This window comes from Nocardia cerradoensis NBRC 101014 (genome assembly GCF_000308535.1).
GTDB lineage: Bacteria > Actinomycetota > Actinomycetes > Mycobacteriales > Mycobacteriaceae > Nocardia > Nocardia cerradoensis.
In genome coordinates this window covers 62056-81833 of record NZ_BAFW01000217.1, presented here as the reverse complement: position 1 = coordinate 81833, position 19778 = coordinate 62056, and the positions used below count along the sequence as shown (strand labels likewise).

Sequence of the window (19778 nt, the reverse complement as noted above, 5' to 3'; positions counted from 1 at the left end):
AGCACGATAGGGCCGGCGACCCTACTGTTGTCTCCATCACATCGAGGTGGGCGCCCGATTTTCCGAGCGGCCACCGGGCCCGAGCGTTCCGGCCCCTAACTTCCCGGCTCCGGCGGGCGGTCCATCGCCCGCCGCGTTCGTAGGAGCACCCATGCAGTTGAACACCACCCCTGCGCGTCCCGCGGCGGGGGATTCGGTCGTATCGACCGGTCTGCCCGGCCGGGCGCGGCGATACCCCTGGCTGGTCTTCGCTCTCGCCTTCGGGCTGTTGCTCGCCGACTACATGTCCCGGCAGGTCCTCAGCGCGGTATTTCCCCTGCTGAAAACCGACTGGGGTCTGACGGATTCGCAACTCGGATCGCTGAACAGCGTGGTGGCGCTCATGGTGGGGCTGCTGACCTTCCCGCTCTCGCTGCTCGCCGACCGGTGGGGGCGGGTGAAGAGCCTGGTGCTGATGGCGACGCTGTGGAGTATCGCCACGCTGCTGTGCGCGCTCGCGTCGAACTATCACCAGATGCTCGGCGCACGGTTCCTGGTGGGGGTCGGTGAGGCGGCCTACGGCAGCGTCGGGATCGCGGTGGTCCTCGGCGTCTTCGCGCCGCGAGTGCATGCGGCGCTGAGCGGTGCGTTCATGGCCGGCGGGTCGTTCGGTTCGGTTCTCGGCGTCGCGGCCGGCGGTGCGATCGCGGTACACCTCGGGTGGCGGTGGTCGTTCGTCACCATGGCGGTGGCGGGCCTGCTGCTCGCCGCGCTCTTCGCGGCGCTGGTCGACGAGCGGAAACTGGCCCGGCACGCCGATCCCGATCCGGCGGAGCCCGTGAAGCACAATGGATTCCGCGCACCGGTGTCGTCGCTGTTCACCAATCCGGCGGTGCTGTGCGCCTATGTCGGTGGTGGGGTACAGCTGTTCGCCGCCGCGGTGCTGCTGGCGTGGACGCCGAGCTTCTTCAATCGGGTCTACGGGCTGGCGGCCGATACCGCGGCCGTCGCCGCGGCGGGTGTCGTCCTGCTGGTCGGCGCCGGAATGGTGTGCTGCGGCATCGTCACCGACCGCATCGGCCGCCACGACCTGTCGCGCAAGTGGCTCGCCGCCATCGCGTTCTGCTCGATCTCGCTGGTCTGCCTCACGCTCGGATTCAGCATCGAACACGGTGCGGCACAACTGATTCTGATCGGCGTCGGTGCCTGGTTCTCGGGTGGTTCCTCGGGCCCCACCGCCGCGATGGTGGCCAACCTCACCCATTCGTCGGTCCGCGCCTCCGCGATGGGGACCCTGACGCTGTCCAACAGTCTGCTCGGAATGGCGCTGGGCCCCTTCGTCGTCGGCGTGCTCGCCGACCACTACGGCCTGACCGCCGCACTACGACTGGCCCCGCTCGCCTATCTGGTCGCGATCGCCGCCCTGGTGGCCGGTCGCTGCCTGTACCCGGCCGGGCTTCGCACACTCGCCGCTGTTCACAACCGATGATGAGGAATCCGATGACATTCATGACACCCGCACTGATCACGGCTCTCGGGGTCACGGCCGCCGCCGTCACCACCGGCACCGCTCATGCGGAGCCCGATCGCGCCGCGGTGCACTACGAGATCGGGCGCCGGGCGGATTCGGCCCTGGTGACGACTCCGGACGGCAAACTGAAAGTCGTTGCGGACCAACTGATTCTCACCACTCGTGACGATCGTCCGGTCGCCGCCGTACCGCTGACGTTCGCCGTCGACGACACCGCGTATCCGATCACCGCCCGCATCGACGGCGATACCGCGACACTCACCCCGGACCGCGGTAGCGGGCGGCCCACCGAGGCGCGGCGGGACGTGGTGTCCGTGCGGCAGGCCGCGGAATCGTTCACCCCACGGGATTCGCAAGCGCTGGGCGCATTCGGTCAGCGTGTCGCCATCGCGGCCGGAGTCAGCGCGGTGCTCGGCGCGGTCATCGGCGGCGGCATCGGCTGCCTCGTCGGCGGCGCGGTCGGCGCGGCGATCTCCAGTCCGGTGATCGTGCTGCTGGCGCCGTTCGTCGGAGCGACCGTCGCCGGCTGTGTCCTGGGCGCCGCCACGCTCGGCGCGGTGGGATCGATGGCCGGTCTCATCCTGGCCGGCGGCCCCATCACCCTCTTCTCCGCCATCCAGTACTTCTCGACCGTGCTGGCACCGTGCCCGCCGGAGCTGCCCTACTGCAAGGACCCCGCACAGCCCGCACCCGCCAAGTAGTCGTCCGCCAGGTCTTCGACCATCTCTGAGGAGACATCGTGTTCGATTCGCCCACACCGATTTCCACGCCGGTCGTCGACGCCATGCGGGCGGGCGGGAGCTGGAATCCGCTCTGGGATCAGCTCTACCAGTGGGATCCCGAATGGACCGAACGGTTCATGGCCATGAACGCCACACCGAGGAACTCGGCACTCCGCTCACGCCGACGCCCCGGCAAGCCGATCGGTAACGTCGATCAACCAGGTGGGGTCGTCGTGCGGGCGACCCCACACCGGTCCCCACCGGCGGGGTTCGAACACGGTCGACATCCGCTGCGTCACGCATCGACTCCGGCGTGGGGACTCATGGAACCGGCGTGCCCTGCCCGTCCCGCTCGCCGTGTTGACACCGGTGGTCCGGTGTGGGTCGCTACGCTGGCGCGGACCCCGGGAGAAGGAGCGTTCATGGGTGCCGCTGTCGATCGGTTGGCCGAGATCGCGTTTCCGTTGCCGGCGTGTCCGGACGAGACCCGGGCGTTTCACGCACAGTGGCCGGTGCGGCTCGGGGATACCGATGGGGACGAGCGGCTGCGGCTCGATGCGGTGGCGCGGTATCTGCAGGACATCGGCTACGACCATCTGAAGGTGGTCGAGGACGGGGATCTGCATCCGGGATGGATCGTGCGCCGGACCGTGATCGACGTGCTGCGGCCCATCGAGTTCGGGGATCAGGTGCATCTGCGGCGCTGGCCGTCGGCCCTGTCGAATCGGTGGTGCAACATGCGCATTCAGGTGCGCAGCGAGAACGGCGGTCTGATCGAGACCGAGATGTTCCTCATTCACGTCGATATCGAGGCCGGGCGGCCGGCCCGGATGACCGAACGATTCATGGCGCCGATGCGCGCGGCCACCGACGAGCACCGCTTGCGGTGGCGGGCCGCCCTGCGCGAACAGTCCGGAGACGGCGGCGAAGTGCGGCCGTTCCCGCTGCGGGTGACGGATGTGGACCGCTACGGACATGTGAACAACGCGGTGCACTGGGGGGCCGTGGAGGAGGCGCTCGCGCGATTCCCCGACGCACCGGCGCCGCCCTATCGGGTGATTCTCGAACATGCCGGGCCGGTGCTGGGCGCCGACGAGGTGCTGCTCCGCGCCCGGCGGGACGAGGACGCGCTGCATGTACAGCTCGAAGTCGACGGCAGCGCCCGTACACTGGCGCGGATCGAACCGCTGCCCGCTCGCTGAGAGGCTGCGCCGGGCGTTTGCCGCCGCCCGGCGCAACCCGCGATCAGCGCGGCGCGTTGGCCGGATCGGCGAGGGTCGGGGTGCGTCCCTGCCGGTGTGCCTGCCTGGCGTCGTCGAAGAACTCACGGCTGAACAGTGCGGAGAGGATCGCGATGCCGCCGCGGTGAACGCGGAATTCGCTCTTGGTGCTGGTCCCGGTCAGCCGGACGATCCGGCCGGCGGCGTCCTGCGGCCGCGCGAAATCCTTCACCCGGCCACGCCCGGTCCACTCCAGGTCGCTGTGCTCGACGACCGCGTCGTCGGGAACGAGGAGTTTGACCATGGCGTGGTCGAGGTCGGCGTGAACCACGATCGGGTCGTCGCCCTCGATCCACGGCGAGCGCAGGTCGATGACGACGCTCGCATAGCGGGCCTTCACCGCGAAGTCGGTGGCGTGGGTCCAATCGCCGAGGCGCTTGGTCGTCTCGTGGTCGGCGTGAATGCGGACGGTCTCGGTCGTGACGGTCATTGCTCTGGTCCTTCCGGATCGCAGTGGACGGGTTCGCCTGCTCCTCGATAGTGACACACAAACTAGTGTCAACGCAACTAGTAATTTGAAAACTAGTTGTGCGGCACCTAGTAGGATGAGCCGCATGCCCACCCCCGACCGGTTCAAGCGATCCCCGCTCGCCATGGCGGTGCTCGGCATCCTGCACCTGGAGCCGATGCACCCGTACGCCATTCAGCGCCGCATCAAGGAGTGGGGAAAGGACAAGGTCGTCAACGTGGGGCAGCGCGCCCAGCTGTACAAGACGATCGCGCGACTGCAGGACGCCGGTTTGGTGACGGTCCGCGCGACGGGGCGCGACCAGCAGTATCCGGAACGCACGGTCTACGAGATCACCGACACCGGCCGCGCGGCCTGCACGGCCTGGATCACCGACATGCTCGCCGTGCCCCGCAACGAATTTCCCGAATTTCCTGCGGCCCTGTCCTTTCTGATGCTTCTCGGTCCGGACGGCGCCCGGGAAGAACTGGAACGCCGGCTGAAAGCGTTGCGCGCCGGGCATTCCGAGCTCGAGACCGGTATCGCCCAGGCCGTCCGATTCGGCCTGCCGCGGGTCACCATGCTCGAAGACGAGTATCAGCGTGCCGTCACGGAGGCCGAAATACGATGGCTGGAAGGCGTTGTCGCCGACCTCGCCGACGGCACGCTCACCTGGTCGTGGGAGTCGCTGGCCCGGTTCCAGGACCAGGGCCCCACCGGCTAGGTGTGCGCACCGTGGCGAGGTGCGGCGCGACGGCCCTATCGTCGGATACGGTGCGACGTCGACACGAACCGGCGCGGACCGCCGACGACCAACGAAACGCAGGTGAGGGCAATGGCAAAGATCGTGCTGTTCGGAGCTACCGGCTACACGGGCCGCCTGACGGCTCGGGCCCTGCTGGCTCGTGGCGCCGAGCCGATACTGGCCGCCCGTAACGCCACCGCGCTGCGGCAATTCGCGGCCGATCTCGGCGGTGTCGAGACCGCCGTGGCCGATGTGGCCGATCCCGCATCGGTGCGCGCCCTGCTGGGGCGCGGCGATGTGCTGGTGACGACGGTGGGACCCTTCCTGCGTTACGGCGGCCCGGCGCTGGACGCGGCGCTCGCGGCGGGCGCGCACTACTTCGACTCGACCGGCGAGGGCCCGTTCATCCGCCGGGTGTTCGATCGCGACGCCGAGGCGCGCCAGGCGGGCGCCGCTCTGCTGACGGCCTTCGGATTCGATTACGTCCCAGGCAATATCGCCGCTTCCCTCGCGTTGCGCGACGCGCCGGACGCCGCCCGCGTCGACATCGGCTACTTCATCGCGTCTCCCGGCACCAGCGGCGGCACCCGCGCGTCCATGGTCGGCATGTTGTTCGAACGAGGCTTCGCCCTCCGCGACGGCGACATCGTGCCGGAGCGCAGCGGTGCGCGGACCCACACCTTCGATGTGGAGGGCCGCGCGCTCACCGGCGCCTCGATTCCGGGGTCGGAACATCTCGTCCTGCATCGCGCCCACCCGAACCTGCGCGAGGCCGATGTCTATCTCGGCATGCCCGGAAATGCCGCTCGCGCGCTGCAGGCGACCTCGCTCGTCGCGGACACCGTCGCCCGTGTGGCACCCGTGAAGCGGCTGGCCGAGGGCGCGCTGAGCGCCCTGATCAAGGGCTCGACCGGGGGTCCCGATGCGGCGACCCGGGCCCGCACCCGCACCTGGGCGGTCGCCGAAACCCGCGATGCCACCGGCCGCATCCTGTCCTCGGCCACGCTGACCGGTGTCGACCCCTACGACTTCACCGCCGACATGCTCGCCTGGGGTGCGCAGGCCGCGCTCGCCGGCGGGCTCCTCGGCACCGGCGCCCTCGGCCCGGTCGAAGCCTTCGGGCCGGACGCGCTCACCTCCGCCGCGGCGGATGCCGGACTGCGCCCGGCCGAATCCGCGTAAACTGACATCCGGACGTGCGAAGACCCGGCCGGGTATGGGTTAGTCCCGGTGACGCGAACCGTTGAACACCGCACCTTCCGCAGGTGTGACCTGTACGTCCCTTCCGATGATGTTGCATGCGAAGGGACTTGGTCATGTCGAGATTCACTGTCATCGTCGCCGGCGCCGGGCTGGGCGGGCTGGCGTTGGCGCAGGGATTGCGCCGCCGCGGTATCGATGTTGTTGTGTACGAAGCCGATTCCGCGGTGGATACCCGCCGCCAGGGCTACCGGCTGCATCTGGACGCCGCGGCACGACAGGCGCTCCAGCGGGTGCTGCCCCCGCCGCTGCGCGCACTGTTCGACGCCACCGCGGGCACCCCGAAACCCCGATTCACCGTGCTGGACAGTGCATTGAACGAACGGTTCACCCAGGACTCGGCGGAACCGGCCTTCGCGGTCGACCGCCTGACGCTGCGCCGCATCCTGCTCACCGGTCTCGACGATCGCGTCGTATTCGGCAGGGCGGTGAGCGGTTTCCGTACCGAGGGCGATCGCATCGTCGTTCACTTCGCCGACGGTGACAGTGCCGGCGCCGACGTTCTGGTCGGGGCAGACGGGATCAATTCCGTTGTGCGTCAGCAGTATCTGCCGCATGCGCGCATCGTCGACACCGGAGTGCGCCAGCTCTACGGCGCGATCCCGCTGAACGCGCGGACTCGGAACGTGTTCGACGACAGCATGTTCGGCATCTTCACCATGATCGCGGGCACGGACGGAAGCTTCGTCGGTGTCGCACCGGTCGAATTTCCGCAGGACCCGGCGACCGCGGCGGCCCGCCTCGTTCCGGCTGCGACACTGCCATCCGTCCCGGACTACATGACCTGCTCGTTCGGTGCTCGCGCCGAGTGGTTCGGCACGACGGAACCGGCACTGCGCGACCTGGACGGCGACGGCCTGAAAGACATCGTCACCGCCGCGGTCCGGACCTGGCATCCACGACTTCGCGAGATCGTCGCCGCCTGCGATCCCGACACCATGTTCGCACTCCCGCTGCGCACGAGCGTGCCGATCCCGGCATGGCCGACCACACCGGCAACCCTGTTGGGTGATGCGGTGCACGCCATGAGTCCCGCGGCGGGATCCGGCGCCTGCACCGCGTTGCGGGACGCGGCCGACCTGTCCGAAACCCTCGATTCCGTTGTGGCAGGCCGTGATCTGCGCACCGCGCTGCACGACTACGAACAACGCCTGATCGAGTACGGATTCGCCGCGGTCCGCACCGGGGCCGCGAACGGCCGGCGCTTCCTGGGCCAGAACCCGCTGCCGGCATAGGGATACCGACGGCGTGGGCAGGCGATCTGGTCCGTCCCACGCCGCGCGGTCCCTTCGCGGGCATGGCAGGCTGCGGGCATGGAGCCCTCGCGCTGTGTTGTGCTGGTCCCGACCCACGGATCGATCGCACCGGATTTCGCCCGCAATCTGGCCCGGCTGGAGCATCGGGGGTACGAGGTCCGGACCGTCACGGGGTTCGCCGCGATCGATCAAGGACGCAGCCAGATGGCCACCGACGCGTTGCGCGACGGGTTCGAGGGGCTGATGTGGATCGATTCCGATATCGCGTTCGACGTGGATTCGGTGGATCGGTTACGCGAACACGACCTGCCGGTCGTCTGCGGAATCTATGCGAAGAAGGGCGTGCGCGGCCTGGCCTGCCATGTGCTGCCCGGCACCGGGAACATCCTGTTCGGCGAGGGCGGGGGACTGCTGGAGATCAAATACGCCGCCACCGGATTCCTCTTCACCCACCGCGACGTCTACGAGACCGTCGCCGAACACGAACAACTTCCGGTCTGCAATCTGCGGTTCGACCGCCCGACCGTCCCGTACTTCCTGCCCATGCTGGTGCCCGACGGTGAACACACCTGGTACCTGGGCGAGGACTACGCGTTCTGTGAGCGGGCGCGGCGCAGCGGCTACCGAATCATGGCCGACTCCTCGTTCCGGCTCGGTCACGTGGGGACCTACAGCTACAGCTGGGAGGAAGCGGGCGCCGATTCGCACCGCTACGCGAGTTACAACTATCGGCTCGGGTGAGCGTCGGATCGCGCCGATCGCACGTGCGGATGCCGCCACCGGCTATTTCGCGGCGATCGATCCCTTCCGGGACGGGATTCGCAATGTGCGTCCCACTGGGGTTGAATCGGGATATGCGGTCGGACTATCACGCGAATCTGCGGCAGCTCGCCGAGTTGCTGCATGCCATGTGTGAACAGGACCGGACCGCCATTTCGGCGGCCACCTACGCGGTGGTGAACGCCGATATCGAACAGGCCGAGGCCGCGCTGGACGTCGTCGGCCAGGTCGAGGAGATGGCGCAGCGGGCCGAACAGGAGGCGCTGCGCCTGCTGGCACTGCAAGCCCCGGTCGCCAGCGAGTTGCGGCGCGTGGTGACCGCCATCCAGCTCACCGGCCACCTGCACCGCATGGGCGCCCTCGCCGGGCATATCGCCACCAGCGCCCGCCGGCGCCATCCCGAACACGTCGTTCCCGAACCCGTGCGACCGTTGGTCGAGCGTCTCGGCTCCACCGCCTGCGCGATCGCCACCAGCGCCGCGGCGGTGCTCGAGACCGGCGACCCCTACGACGCGGCCGGTCTCGACGCCCAGGACGACGCGCTGGACCAATTGCACGAACAATTGCTGGCCGCGGTCCTGGACCACGAATGGGCGCACGGCATCACGGCCGCGGTCGACCTCACGCTGCTGGGACGGTACTACGAGCGCTTCGCCGACAATGCGGTGGAAGTGGGACGTCGCACCATCTTCCTCACCACCGGCGAAACCGCCGACAACTGGGCACCCGACGGCGAGTGATCCGTCCCGCCCCCGAAACTCATGGGGCGGAACCGAATTCGGCCAGCACCGTGCCGTGCCGGACGACTCCGGAGAGTCCGGGCAGCTCGGTCGGCGCCGACCAGGTGCGGAAGCCGTCGTAGCTGTCGCTGTAGAGATAACGGCCCTCGGTGTAGGCGTCGAGATAGATGCGATGTCCGCCGTCGGGGAGCGGCACCACCGACGGACCCTCTCGCGGACCGCCCCATCCGGCCCAATCACCCTCGGCGACAAACGTATACGGACCCAACGGATGGTCGGCGACCGCCAGCTCGACCAGTTTGGTGTCCTCGTTCTTCACGAACGCGTACACCCGCCCGTTCCACCGCACCAGCTGCGTGTCGATGAATCCGAGCGAACCCGGACCGCTCGGGCCCACACCGACCAGCGGAATCGGCGGTGCCCAGGTGGACAGTCCCGCGCCGACCGGTAGCAGCAGATGTGGGGTGAAACCATGCCCCCAGGTCAGCGACGCGATGATCCCGACTCGGCCCGCCGCATCGACGTACCACTCCGGGGCCCATGTCCCTTCCGGGCGTCCCGGCACCAACATCGGCGCCGGGACCATCTCCGTCCAGGCGATCCGGTCCCGGCTGCGTGCCAGGCCGATCGAGGTCGCGTCGGGGGCCGTGGTGTAGGTGAGGTAATACCAGCCGTCGGTGTGCAGCATCACGCTGGGATCGCGAGCGAGCCCGGTTCGCGGCGTGAAGGCGTGTTCGGCGACCGGCGTGAACCGTGTCCCGTCCACCGATTCGTACACGGCCACGGTGGAGTCGCTGTCGGCACGAAAGGCCGCCATCGTGTAGCGGGTGGGTGCGCGCTGGGGATCGGCGCCGACTCCCGGTAGCGCCGACTGCGCGCGTGCGGTTCCCGGGACCAGCAGGGGCAGACCGGCCAGCAGTGCGAGCGCGGATCTGCGTCCCATCGCCATGACCAGCGATTGTGCGGTTCGCGCGCGACGATTCGCCGGAGGCGCGCCGGAGCGATTCGCCTCCGGCGTGGCGTGGTCGGACGACGGCTCCGACGTCGCCTCGGTGTCCTTCGGCCCGGGCTTCGCGATCGCCGCCTTCACCCCACGGCGATGTGGACGACGTGAACGCCGACCTCGCGGCGTTCACGGGGGGATAGCGGCGTTTCCGGCCGGCAGTTCGTGCCGAAACGCGACGGTGTGCCAGACTGGACGGTGAGCACGGGTTGTTGCAGTGATCGCCCGGCTCGCAACAGGAAGTAAAACAAAAGAATGTCGCAAGGCAGTGTGAAATGGTTCAACGGCGAAAAGGGCTTCGGGTTCATCGCCCAGGATGAGGGCGGCCCCGACGTTTTCGTCCACTATTCCGAAATTTCGGGTTCCGGCTTCAAGTCCCTCGATGAGGGGCAGCGTGTCGAGTTCGAGGTAGGCCAGGGCCAGAAGGGTCCCCAGGCTCAGAACGTCCGCGCCATCTAGGAGCCGACAAACCAGCGAAACCCGCGCCCGCGGCGCGGGTTTCGTGCTTTTCTCCCACGGCTTTCCCGCCGCCGCGCGAGGCCACGTGGACAGGGATGGCCTGGTCGCGTAGAGTCGAAATAGATATCCGGTCCCACTCGCGTACGGCTGCCCTCGGAATGGCAGCGCGAACAGACGTTATTTCGTTTCGGGAAACGGTCCCTCGAACGCCGCGCAGGCAACCGGATACGAGTGCGCTACGACGAAATTTCGTGAGCTGCACAGGCTGTTTCGCCGGTCTTCTCGAGCATGCCGATACGAATGTATCGCAACCGATGTGGACACAGATGTGGACGTGTCGTCCACCGGTGATGTCGGCCCGGCACCTGTTTCCGCGGGTCCCGGAAATTGTCATTACACGGCCGATCTTCGGCCGAGTCAGGAGCGTCGGCATGACCCGACCGAACCACCATGTGCACAGCCCCGCGCGGCCCGACATCGAGCCCGCCGCACGTGTCCAGTTCAAGGACTACGAAACGAAAACCGGATATGTCGACGGCGCCTGGTGGCCCCGCAGCCCGGATCTCGCCACCGAACTTCCCGGCCTGCTCGCGGCCGTATCTCCCGCCCTCGGCTCGATCCACCGGGTCGTGTACAACGCCGCCGAATGGAACCCGGTCGCGGGCTTCGAAGCGGTGCGTCTCGACGGGACCCGGCACGGCACAGCCCACACCGTCGAGGTGCTCGGGGCACGCGACCGGCGCCGAGTACTGCTGATCATCCCGCCGCGCACCGATACCCATCGCGCCTGCGCCGTCATGGCTCTCGCGTGTCGCGCGAACGACGAATCGACGGTCGACGAACTCCTGGCCCAATTACCCGGCCGCACCGGGCGTGCCGCCGCCCTTCGCCGGTGGCGCAACGGCGCGACCGGCTGTGAGTCGGCAGTGGCCGGCCGCATCCATCCAACTATCGAAAGACACCGCCTGTGAGCGAAAAACCCTTGGGACCCCAACTTTTCAGTCACCGGGACGCGGCCACCGACAGCCCGTCCGACGTCGTGGCGCGAGGGGACCTGCGACCGACTTTCTCCGCCGCGCCGGACACCTCGGCCGCGTCGCCTGACCGAACCGCCCGCCGCGCAGACGCGAAATAGCGCCGCGGCCGGCGAGAGCACTCACCGTGTCGTCGGGAGGGTGAACGCGGCGGTGCGGACGACGTCGCCGTGCTTGAAATCCAGGAACAGCCGGTAGGTTCCGGGGCCGGGGACGGCGGTGTGGGAGGTGATGTCCGGGCCCGGGGCGGTGACGCCGTCACCGGGTTCGCCGTTGGGGTGAACGTGCACGTAGGCCAGGTCACCCGCCCGCAGGATCACCAGATGTCCGTAGGCCGCCAGGTACGGCTGGAGGTCGGTGACCGGCTCGCCGTTCTTCCGCACGGTCAGGGTGAGCAGGCGGCCGTCGCCGGGCACCAGATCGCCGTCGAGCGTCACCTCGTAACCGTCGATGTCGGCGGTCCGGGCGGCCGCGGGTGCCGGGCGCGGTGCGTACGCTCCGGCGACGGCCAGGTCCGCGCCCAGGGTGATGGTCTTGCCGAGCGCCCGCGGGGCGATGTCGGTGAACACGCGATACGCGCCCGCTTCCGGCAGGTTCAGCCGCACCGTCCAGGTTCCGTCGGCGGTGAGTTCCGGATGCACGTGCCAGAACCCGGTCAGCTCCCGCTGCACCACGATCAGGTGCAGCTGCCGATCGTGGATGGCGGTGTATTCGGTGACCGGTGCGCCGTCCGGACCCAGGATCCGGAACCGGAAATCGCCCTCGCCCGGCATGAGAATCGGCTCGGCGAGCGCCAGGGTGTACCCGTCCTGGGTGATCTGGAGTCCGCCCGGTAGTCCACCACCGTGCGCGGCGTGGTCCGCGTGTCCGCCGTGGCCATCGTGCGCGCCGTGGCCCTCGTGCGCGCCGTGAGTTCCGTGATGGCGTTGTGCCCCATGGTGATTGATGTCAGTGTGCGCGGTCATCGCTCCGGCCCTTCCGATCTTGTTCTCGTTCGACATCGACGAACATATACCCCATGGGGGTATACCGCAAGCGGGTGGTGGCGAGAAGCACGAAGCTGCGCACAGGGCTGGTGGAACGCTCGTGGAGGCGAGAACGAAGCCATCGGCGATGACCGAAGCCGTCGAGATCGTCAGGCTGGTCCAGACGACCGCGACCGGCCGGACCCGTATCGGGCCCGGCCGGTCGAACTATTACCGGTCAGCTGAGGCCGGTCACTTCCTGGGCGATCGCAGCGAGCCGGGTCTGGGCGGCCGACACGACGCCGTGGCGCTTCTTGTGCGCTTCCTCGTAGGCGACGATCGCGCGGATGTCGGCCGGTTCGGTGAGGTCCTTCACCGCGGCGACGGCCTGGGACACGTTCAGCTCGTCGTAGTCGCGGACCGGCAACTCACCGGGTTCGAGGACGCCGGTGGTCGCGCGGATCGAATGCAGTGCGTCGGCGGCCGCGCCGGCGCCTTCGTGGCGCGTGACCTGTTCGGCGGTCTCGAGTGCGGCGTCCCGGGAGGCCGAGAGAGTCTTGACCGCGACATCACCCGCGTGGGCGCCTCGGGCGAGCAGCTCACCGAGCGCGGGCGGAGTGGTGCGGACGGTGTCCAACGCGCGATCCAGGCCGCGAGCCGACCAGGTGACGGGTAGGTTGAACAATTTCACCGCGGTGCCGGTCGCCGCCTGCAGCACAGTGCGGCGCAAGGCGGCCGGCCCGCCGAGGGCGTCCTCGGCCAGGACCGTGGTCAGCCATTCCACCGTGGCCGAATGCGCGGTGATCAAGCGGTCGGCCAACGTCACGATCTCCCGCTGCCCCGCGGCGGTCGCGAGCGCCTTGATGTAGCGGGACCGGTCGAGCAGCTGGTGCTCCAGAGCCAGATCGCCGAGCAGGGCCTCGTCGAACGGCTGGGCCTGCTCGGCCATCGCCTTGATGGCGGCGACCGCGCGGCCGAGGAACGGGCCGACCACCTCGGGCACACTGCCCAGATCGCGGATGGCGGCCTCGATGGCCTCGGCGCGGGCGCGGCCCTTGTCGGCGTTCTCCGACAGCTCCCTGCGGACAGCCTCGGTCCGCGCCTGCGCGATCCGGGTCTCGGCCACTTGGATCTCGGTGTTGGTCAACGTCAGCAGTGCTCGCAGCTGGGCCAGCAGGGTGGACGTATCAAGAGTGCTCATGCGAATCTCGTCCTTCGGCGTATAGACAGCATCAGGTCGGGGCGCAACGCTGCACCATATCTGGCGACTACCCGCCATTACCGATGATTAACATGTTCGGCGACAGCGCAATCGGGGATCGGGGCACTCGCGGCTCGGCCGGACGGGCTCGATCCGCTCAGCCGAGATAGGTCGATTCGAGGACGAGGTCCTTGAGAACCTTCTGGTATTCGGCGTGCGTCCGATGCTCGCGGGTCGTCCACCGGGTGCCCTCGTGGCGACGCATGAACGCTCGATACTCCGGGGCGCCCGGATATTTCACGTTGTCCGCCACGACGACCGCACCGGGGCGCAGCCAGGCCTGGTCCAGGATCCGGTGCAGATCGGGAAGATATTCGTCCTTCTCGTGGTCGAGAAAGGCGAAATCCAGTGTGCCGGGCGAGAACTCGTGTTCGCCGACCAATGCGCCGAGCGTCTTTCCGTCGTCGCCCAATGTGCCGACGATGACCACGATGCGGTCGCCGACGCCCGCGTGATCCCAGATCCGCCGGGCCACAGCGGCATTGGCCGCGTTGAACTCGATCGAGTACAGCACCGCATCGGCCGGCATGACGCGCGCCATGCGCAATGCGCTGTAGCCGCAATAGGTTCCGAGTTCCAGCAGGCGGCGCGGCTGCGCGGCGGCGACGGCGCGGTCGAGGATCCGGCCCTTCTCGTCACCGATGTTGATCAGGTAGCTCTTGGTGTAGCAGAACTCGTCGATCGCCCGGATGACGTCGTCGATGTCGTTGCGCCGCGCATGCGCGCACACATAGTCGGCCAGCGCCTGTTCGCGGCCGTCGCCGACCTGCCAGGTGGCGCCCATATGCCGGAGGCCGAACAGAAATCGCACATACGACCAGCGCAGGAACATCACCGGTTTGCCCACGCTCTCGTTGGCCGCGATCGCCAGGGCGATCGCGGCGACGGCGGCCAGCGCCGCGCGCGGGAGACGGAGACCGAACACCGCCGGCCGTCGTGCGGCCAGCATGATCGAGGACGCGGCCGACACCGCGGATGCCACGATCGCAGCGGAATGCTTGCTCACATGCTCTTCCCTTCGCCGTGCCGATTCAGTTCGGCCTCCAGGATCGGCCCGATGACCGCGAGCGCCTCGGGGTTGGTCATCTGCGCGTGGGTGACGTCGACCCGGTGCTCCGCGATCCGGCCGGAAACCCAGGGCCGCCACATCTCACCGGTCAGTTCGCCGGTGATGCCCTCGGTCGCCGAGAAATACAGCAGATCGCCGTCATAGGAGGCCGGCCGGTAGCTCGTGGACATGGCGACGCTGTCGACATAGCCCTGGTGCAGGCGCTCGAGCTGCTCGCGGGTCAGTCCGCGCCCGGGGCCGGGGCTGTCGGCGAGCACGTCCACCGCTTCGTCCAGCGTGAGCGGCCGCGTGTCGGGAGTGGCCGACTCGTTGCCCTGCAGGTGGGTGACCAGATCGCGGACGGTGGGCGGTTCCGGCTGCGGCGCCCCCTCACCGAAGGCCACGCTGTCGAGCATGACGAGCAGACCCACGTCGTGCCCCCGGGCGCGCAGCCGGGCGGCGAGCGCGTGCGCGAGTTGGCCGCCCAGCGACCAGCCCAGCAGGTGGTACGGCCCTTCCGGTTGCACCCGCGTGAGTTCCCGCAGATACACCTCGGCGAGGGCGTCGACGCTGTGGTATCGCCGCGATTGCCCGGAGACGGCCGGCGACTGCAGCCCGTAGATGGGCCGGTCGGTGACGTAGCGCAGCAGGCCCGAATAGCACCACGCCAGCGGAACCGCGGAATGCAGGCAGATCAGCGGCGTCCCGGAACCGCTGCCTCGCAACGGAAGAACCGGCTGCAATGCCGAACCGCCGACTGCCGCCTCGCTGGTCCCGCCGGCCGCGGTGGCCTCGATGGCGGCGGCCAAGGTCTGCACCGTCGGGGTGAACAGCGACGAGATCGTCACCGTGGTCCCGGTCCGCTCCGACAGTTGCCGGCACAGTTCGACACCCAGCAACGAGTTGCCGCCGAGTTCGAAGAAGTTGTCGTCCAAGCCGATTCGGGGCTGCCCGGTCACCTCGGCGATCGTTTCCGCCACCGTGCGCTCGATCTCCGAAGCCGGCGCGCGGAACGCCGGGCGCGGCAGCGTCTGCGGATCCGGCAACGCGGATCGATCGGTCTTGCCGCTGCTCGGATTGATCGGTATCTCGGGCAGCGGAACCAGCATCGCCGGAACCATGCCGGGCGGCAGCACGGTCCGCAATCGCGCCAGCACGGCGGCCCGGTCGAACTCTTCCCCGGCCCCCGCGGGCACGACATAGCCGATCAGCCGATCGCCGAGTGTCTCGGACGTCCACACCCGCACCACGGCCTGATCGACCGTCGCGTCGGCGGCCAGGGCGCGCTCCACCTCGGACGGCTCGATGCGCTGTCCGCGCAGCGAGATCTGCACATCGCCTCGGCCGAGGTACTCCAGCGCGCCGTCGGGTTGCTCGCGGACCATGTCACCGGTGCGATACATCCGGGTTCCCGGCGGTCCGTAGGGATTCGCCACGAAACTCTGCGCGGTGATCCCGGGCCGCCCCAGATATCCCCGCGCCAACGCGTCACCGGCGAGATACAGTTCGCCGCGGGCGCCACGGGGAGCCGGCCGCAGCCGGGCGTCCAGGACCAGAGTCTGCACGCCGGGCAGTCCGCGCCCGATCGTGATCGGGGAGCCGGGTGCGAGCGGTTCGGTCTGGGTCACCACGACGGTGGCTTCGGTGGGCCCGTAGGAGTTGAACATCGGTAACCGGCCGGCCCAGCGTTGCGCCAGTGCAGGCGGACATTTGTCACCGCCGACGGTGACGGTCCGCAGCGCGGGCAGTCGATCCGGATCGAGCGTGGCCAGGATGGCCGGCGTGACGATCAGCTGCGTGACGGCCTCGTCCTCCATCACTCGCGAAAGGCGTTGTCCCGCAACGATGTCCGGCGCCATGGCAACCAGCTGCGCGCCGGGGGGGAACGCGGAGAGATATTCGAGCATCGACGCATCGCAGAATGGTGAATGTGCTTGCAGCACCACGGCATCGCGGCCGAGGTTGTTGCGGGTGCGCAAGTCGTCGGCCAGGGTCGCCAGTCCCTCGTGGGTACTCAGCACGCCCTTGGGCTCGCCGGTGGATCCCGAGGTGTAGATCAGATAGGCCGGGTGCGCGGCCCGCAACGGTCGTATCCGATCCTTGTCGGTCACGGCCTCGGCGGAGCGGGAGGCGGCGGCACGGGTGAACACGTCGCTGTCGAGCATCAACCAGTCGACCGCCGTGGTGTCCAGGGATGTGCGCCACCGGGTGAGGGTGACGCCCAGCGCCGCACCGGAATCGGCGATCAGCTTCGAGACGCGGGCCGGTGGGTCGGTGGGATTGACCGGGAAGAACACCGCGCCCGCCCGGGCGACCGCCCACAACGCCATGACCGACTCCACCGACCGCGACAATGCCACCGCGACAACGACTTCCGGCCCGGCGCCGTGCGCGATCAACTCACGCGCCCACCGCGCGGTCGTCTCGTCCAGTTCGCGATAGGTCACCGAACGGTCAGGCCCGCTCAGCGCGATCCGGTCACCGGCATCGATTCCGCCCGCGAGCAGATCCGGCAGCAACCGCTGGTGATTCCCTCGCTGCGGGGCGGCGATCGTGTGCGTACCGGCGACGGCCGCGAACACCGTGTCGGTGCCGTCGGCCCGCAGGAATCGGGTCAGGCAGTCGACGAACTGCTGCCGATAACCTTCCACCTCGTCCGCTCGGTACAGCTCCGGGTTGGCGTGGAAGTCGATGACGAACGGCTCGGTGCCGAACCGGTAGCAACTGATCGCCAAATCCTCCACCGGCCCGGCCGAAAGCAGTTGCGTCCGACCGCGAACGGCGCCGAAGTCGATGCTGTCGGGCAGGCTGAGGACGTTGATCAGCGGACCGTAGCCGTGCCGCCCGGCCTGCCCCACGCCGTGGTCGCGGAGCAGGTCTTCGTGCCGGTACAACTGATGGCGCAACGCGCCGATCATGCTCAGGCGTACCTCGCGAACCAGCTCACCGACCGTGCTCTCGGCCACGCCGCGCACCCGCAAGGGCACCACGTTCGAGACCATTCCCGCCGACTGCCGCAGCGCTCCGGTGGTGCGCCCGGCGACCGGTAGCGACACCGTGACATCGGTATCGCCCGTCATCTGCGCCAGAAACGCGGTCACCGCCGCGACCAGCACCTCGGCCGTTCCGGTGCCGTACCGGTCGGCTGCGTCGCCGAGCCGCGCCATGACCTCCGCGTCGACGGTCGCGTGCGCGATATGCGGCCGGGCCGAGGGCGCGGCGTACCGCGCACTGAGGCGGGTCGTGTGGTCGAGGCCGGCGAGCTGCCGGCCCCAGTACTCGCGATCGGCCGCGAACCGAGACGAGGACCGATACCGCTGCTCGGCCGCCACGATCTCGGCCAGCGATACCGCCCGGCACGGCGCCGCGGGCCGTCCTTCGGTTGCGGCGGAATGCAATTCGGCCGTTCGCTGCAACACCTGAGCGGCGCCGAAGCCGTCGACGGCGATGTGGTGGCTGCGCGCGTAGCAGCGATATCGGCCGGGGCCGAGGGTGAACAGCACCGTCCTCGTGACGTCGTCTCCGGTCAGATCGATGCCCGCGTGATGATCCTGGCTCATCCACTCCTGTGCGGCGCGTTCGGGATCGGGGTGATCACTGAGATCTATGCAGTCGAATCCGGTGTCCGCGTCGTGGTCGAGGTATTGGCGCGGCCGGCCATCGACGATGGCGAATCGCACATGGGGCGACTGTAATTCGCGTGCGGCGCGACGGGCACACCGCTGGAGCAGTTCCAGGTCCAGATCGCCGTGCACATCGGTGTATTGCGAGATGGAGAACGGAACCGTGGGATGTAATTGCTGAGCCAGCCACAGTTCGTACTGCGCCACCGACAATTCGAAGAAGTCCGCGTCCGGAGTCGCGTCGTGACGACGCGTGGTACTCGAAAGGTCTACCACCGCAATTCCTTAATCGTCGCCGGCGAGGATGTCGTCCGGAAGATGGTGCGATACGGCGTTGTCACGAACCAACCCTCGTCCGGAGGAAGCTCGTGACCTCCGCCATCATCCGGCTGACCGAATCGGCCACGAAGAGGAGAGGTTGACAAATGCTGTCGTCGATATCGGCGGCGAGTATGTCCTCCACCCGGAACTCTCGCAGATCCGCGTTCACGAAGGACTCCATCTCCGTCACCGAGGACAGGATCGCGGCCCCGTACGCCCGCGGGTGACCCTTTTCGGCGACCACGCCGACCTCCAGGGTGAACCAGAACAACCGCGCGATCGCGGCCCGCTCCTGGTCGGAGGTGGCGCGGTTGGCGGCGCGGCCGAAACAGCGGTACAGCTCGGCGAATTCCGGATCGGCCAGTATCACCGCATGTCCGACCAGTTCGTGGATGACGTCCGGATCCGGCGAGAACGATTGCTCGGTCACCGGCCGCACGTCCGGGGTGGCGTGCAGGATGCCGTCGGCCATCGGCCCGTAGAACAGGCGGCCCGGCTGGCTTCCGATGGCCGGCGCCAGCTCGAAACCGGTCAGCGAACGAAGCATGCGCGACACCTCGCTCATCTGCGGTACCCGCTCGGCGGGCAGTTGAACGAGGCGTGCCGCGCGACGATAGTGCGCGCACGCGAGTTGTTCGTGCATGGCGCGAAGTGTCGCGAACACGCGGGACCACAGGATGTCTTCATCACTGCTGTAAACGAATTCGGGCAGCGGCTGCCCCGGACGGCACGCGCGGGCGACCCGCTCACGCTCGGACCGAACATCGAGACCAACCGTCATCGCAATCAATCCTCTCCTCGAGTTGCCTAAGTTGCGCAGGTCATCACCACTCGGAATCGATCGGCGCTGACAATAGGTGCGTTCTGTGTGCGCGAGTACCCCGGCCGAATTTCAGCAAACAAATCGGCAGAGTCGGCGAGGATAAGGTAGAAGACGGTTTCCTGCAATACATTCGGCGGAATTTCAGGTGACAATTCGGTGCTGTCGGAGAGTTCTCGCCGAAGTGAAACGGGGTGTCCGGAAAAGCAACGGTTTCGCTGTCCGATCTGTCGCCTTTGAACCGAATTGTTCATAGCGCCCTCATCGATCATCAGGCGCCGATCGCGGCCGCGAACCCCGGCCACGAATCGTGCAGGGCGTCTTGGCGATATACCCATGCGTGAGTCCTGGTGGGCCGGAAAGTAATCCGCGCCGGCACGCCGCGTGCGCTCGATGCCGCGGCGAACCATCGCGAACGTCCCGCGGGCAGGTTCGGCATCGGCCCCTCCGCTCTTCTCAGACGAGCAACGGTAATCAGTCAAGCTACTACAGGGCGGGGAGCA

Annotated in this window: 18 protein-coding genes; 10 read left to right on the top strand and 8 right to left on the bottom strand. The window is 68.3% G+C overall.

Going from position 1 to position 19778, the window contains the following annotated elements:
- Window positions 1-151 precede the first annotated feature (151 nt).
- The 3 genes from ON23_RS23245 to ON23_RS23235 all read left to right on the top strand — a co-directional run bounded on the left by ON23_RS23245 (window position 152) and on the right by ON23_RS23235 (window position 3434).
- Window positions 152-1468, top strand: coding sequence for an MFS transporter (locus tag ON23_RS23245; RefSeq protein ID WP_039780748.1), 1317 nt, complete (start codon window positions 152-154; stop codon window positions 1466-1468).
- Window positions 1469-1479: 11 nt separating this feature from the next.
- Window positions 1480-2211, top strand: coding sequence for a DUF8020 domain-containing protein (locus ON23_RS23240; RefSeq protein ID WP_157170270.1), 732 nt, complete (start codon window positions 1480-1482; stop codon window positions 2209-2211).
- 443 nt (window positions 2212-2654) lie between these two features.
- Entirely contained in the window at window positions 2655-3434 is a 780-nt protein-coding gene (locus ON23_RS23235) for an acyl-[acyl-carrier-protein] thioesterase (RefSeq protein ID WP_051043178.1), read from the top strand.
- Between the two features lie 43 nt (window positions 3435-3477).
- On the opposite strand, the gene ON23_RS23230 is transcribed toward ON23_RS23235, so the two are convergent.
- The gene (locus ON23_RS23230; RefSeq protein WP_039780746.1) at window positions 3478-3942 is read right to left on the bottom strand and encodes a hypothetical protein; all 465 of its coding nucleotides are present in this window, start codon (window positions 3940-3942) and stop codon (window positions 3478-3480) included.
- 124 nt (window positions 3943-4066) lie between these two features.
- On the opposite strand from ON23_RS23230, the gene ON23_RS23225 reads away from it, so the two are divergent.
- From ON23_RS23225 to ON23_RS23205, 5 genes are all read left to right on the top strand, one after another.
- Window positions 4067-4684, top strand: coding sequence for a PadR family transcriptional regulator (locus ON23_RS23225; RefSeq protein WP_039780789.1), 618 nt, complete (start codon window positions 4067-4069; stop codon window positions 4682-4684).
- Between the two features lie 111 nt (window positions 4685-4795).
- Window positions 4796-5887 (top strand): saccharopine dehydrogenase family protein, encoded by a 1092-nt coding sequence (locus tag ON23_RS23220; RefSeq protein ID WP_039780745.1) that lies wholly within the window; start codon window positions 4796-4798, stop codon window positions 5885-5887.
- A gap of 134 nt (window positions 5888-6021) precedes the next feature.
- Window positions 6022-7200 (top strand): FAD-dependent oxidoreductase, encoded by a 1179-nt coding sequence (locus ON23_RS23215; protein WP_039780744.1) that lies wholly within the window; start codon window positions 6022-6024, stop codon window positions 7198-7200.
- Window positions 7201-7278: 78 nt separating this feature from the next.
- Window positions 7279-7962, top strand: a complete 684-nt coding sequence (locus tag ON23_RS23210) for a hypothetical protein (RefSeq protein ID WP_036505315.1) — start codon at window positions 7279-7281, stop codon at window positions 7960-7962.
- A 113-nt stretch (window positions 7963-8075) separates the two neighbouring features.
- A complete protein-coding gene (locus ON23_RS23205) occupies window positions 8076-8741 on the top strand; it encodes a phosphate signaling complex PhoU family protein (RefSeq protein ID WP_039780743.1) in 666 nt (221 codons plus the stop codon).
- Between the two features lie 19 nt (window positions 8742-8760).
- Here the strand turns inward: ON23_RS23205 and ON23_RS23200 are convergent, their stop codons facing one another.
- Window positions 8761-9684 carry a glycoside hydrolase family protein gene (locus ON23_RS23200; protein WP_306307143.1) on the bottom strand — a complete coding sequence of 308 codons (924 nt, stop codon included), beginning with the start codon at window positions 9682-9684 and terminating at the stop codon, window positions 8761-8763.
- Window positions 9685-9999: 315 nt separating this feature from the next.
- Here ON23_RS23200 and ON23_RS23195 point away from each other — a divergent pair, with 315 nt between their 5' ends.
- Window positions 10000-10203, top strand: a complete 204-nt coding sequence (locus tag ON23_RS23195; protein ID WP_039780742.1) for a cold-shock protein — start codon at window positions 10000-10002, stop codon at window positions 10201-10203.
- Window positions 10204-10634: 431 nt separating this feature from the next.
- Entirely contained in the window at window positions 10635-11174 is a 540-nt protein-coding gene (locus ON23_RS23190) for a DUF5994 family protein (protein WP_051043147.1), read from the top strand.
- Window positions 11175-11359: 185 nt separating this feature from the next.
- Here ON23_RS23190 and ON23_RS23185 read toward each other — a convergent pair whose 3' ends face one another.
- The 6 genes from ON23_RS23185 to ON23_RS38550 form a co-directional block, all read right to left on the bottom strand.
- Window positions 11360-12202 (bottom strand): DUF8832 domain-containing protein, encoded by an 843-nt coding sequence (locus ON23_RS23185; protein ID WP_244970011.1) that lies wholly within the window; start codon window positions 12200-12202, stop codon window positions 11360-11362.
- A gap of 238 nt (window positions 12203-12440) precedes the next feature.
- Complete coding sequence (locus tag ON23_RS23180) at window positions 12441-13403, bottom strand: hypothetical protein (RefSeq protein ID WP_039780741.1); 963 nt, start codon at window positions 13401-13403, stop codon at window positions 12441-12443.
- Window positions 13404-13560: 157 nt separating this feature from the next.
- Window positions 13561-14295: an O-methyltransferase gene (locus ON23_RS23175; protein WP_039780785.1), complete on the bottom strand. Its 735-nt coding sequence runs from the start codon at window positions 14293-14295 to the stop codon at window positions 13561-13563.
- 170 nt (window positions 14296-14465) lie between these two features.
- Window positions 14466-18410 (bottom strand): non-ribosomal peptide synthetase, encoded by a 3945-nt coding sequence (locus tag ON23_RS23170; protein ID WP_039780740.1) that lies wholly within the window; start codon window positions 18408-18410, stop codon window positions 14466-14468.
- 61 nt (window positions 18411-18471) lie between these two features.
- The gene (locus tag ON23_RS23165; RefSeq protein WP_039780739.1) at window positions 18472-19236 is read right to left on the bottom strand and encodes an amino acid hydroxylase; all 765 of its coding nucleotides are present in this window, start codon (window positions 19234-19236) and stop codon (window positions 18472-18474) included.
- 26 nt (window positions 19237-19262) lie between these two features.
- Window positions 19263-19757: a hypothetical protein gene (locus ON23_RS38550; RefSeq protein ID WP_167331886.1), complete on the bottom strand. Its 495-nt coding sequence runs from the start codon at window positions 19755-19757 to the stop codon at window positions 19263-19265.
- Window positions 19758-19778: the final 21 nt, after the last annotated feature.

Excerpts from the sequence above, each read along its gene's own strand:
- ON23_RS23195 (WP_039780742.1), top strand. The coding sequence starts at position 10,000 with ATGTCGCAAGGCAGTGTGAAATGGTTCAACGGCGAAAAGGGCTTCGGG.
- ON23_RS23240 (WP_157170270.1), top strand. The coding sequence starts at position 1,480 with ATGACATTCATGACACCCGCACTGATCACGGCTCTCGGGGTCACGGCC.
- ON23_RS23200 (WP_306307143.1), bottom strand. The coding sequence starts at position 9,684 with ATGGGACGCAGATCCGCGCTCGCACTGCTGGCCGGTCTGCCCCTGCTG.
- ON23_RS23165 (WP_039780739.1), bottom strand. The coding sequence starts at position 19,236 with ATGACGGTTGGTCTCGATGTTCGGTCCGAGCGTGAGCGGGTCGCCCGC.
- ON23_RS23245 (WP_039780748.1), top strand. The coding sequence starts at position 152 with ATGCAGTTGAACACCACCCCTGCGCGTCCCGCGGCGGGGGATTCGGTC.
- ON23_RS23220 (WP_039780745.1), top strand. The coding sequence starts at position 4,796 with ATGGCAAAGATCGTGCTGTTCGGAGCTACCGGCTACACGGGCCGCCTG.
- ON23_RS23230 (WP_039780746.1), bottom strand. The coding sequence starts at position 3,942 with ATGACCGTCACGACCGAGACCGTCCGCATTCACGCCGACCACGAGACG.
- ON23_RS23235 (WP_051043178.1), top strand. The coding sequence starts at position 2,655 with ATGGGTGCCGCTGTCGATCGGTTGGCCGAGATCGCGTTTCCGTTGCCG.
- ON23_RS23185 (WP_244970011.1), bottom strand. The coding sequence starts at position 12,202 with ATGACCGCGCACACTGACATCAATCACCATGGGGCACAACGCCATCAC.
- ON23_RS23175 (WP_039780785.1), bottom strand. The coding sequence starts at position 14,295 with ATGTTCCTGCGCTGGTCGTATGTGCGATTTCTGTTCGGCCTCCGGCAT.
- ON23_RS23180 (WP_039780741.1), bottom strand. The coding sequence starts at position 13,403 with ATGAGCACTCTTGATACGTCCACCCTGCTGGCCCAGCTGCGAGCACTG.
- ON23_RS23215 (WP_039780744.1), top strand. The coding sequence starts at position 6,022 with ATGTCGAGATTCACTGTCATCGTCGCCGGCGCCGGGCTGGGCGGGCTG.
- ON23_RS23225 (WP_039780789.1), top strand. The coding sequence starts at position 4,067 with ATGCCCACCCCCGACCGGTTCAAGCGATCCCCGCTCGCCATGGCGGTG.
- ON23_RS23190 (WP_051043147.1), top strand. The coding sequence starts at position 10,635 with ATGACCCGACCGAACCACCATGTGCACAGCCCCGCGCGGCCCGACATC.
- ON23_RS23205 (WP_039780743.1), top strand. The coding sequence starts at position 8,076 with ATGCGGTCGGACTATCACGCGAATCTGCGGCAGCTCGCCGAGTTGCTG.
- ON23_RS23210 (WP_036505315.1), top strand. The coding sequence starts at position 7,279 with ATGGAGCCCTCGCGCTGTGTTGTGCTGGTCCCGACCCACGGATCGATC.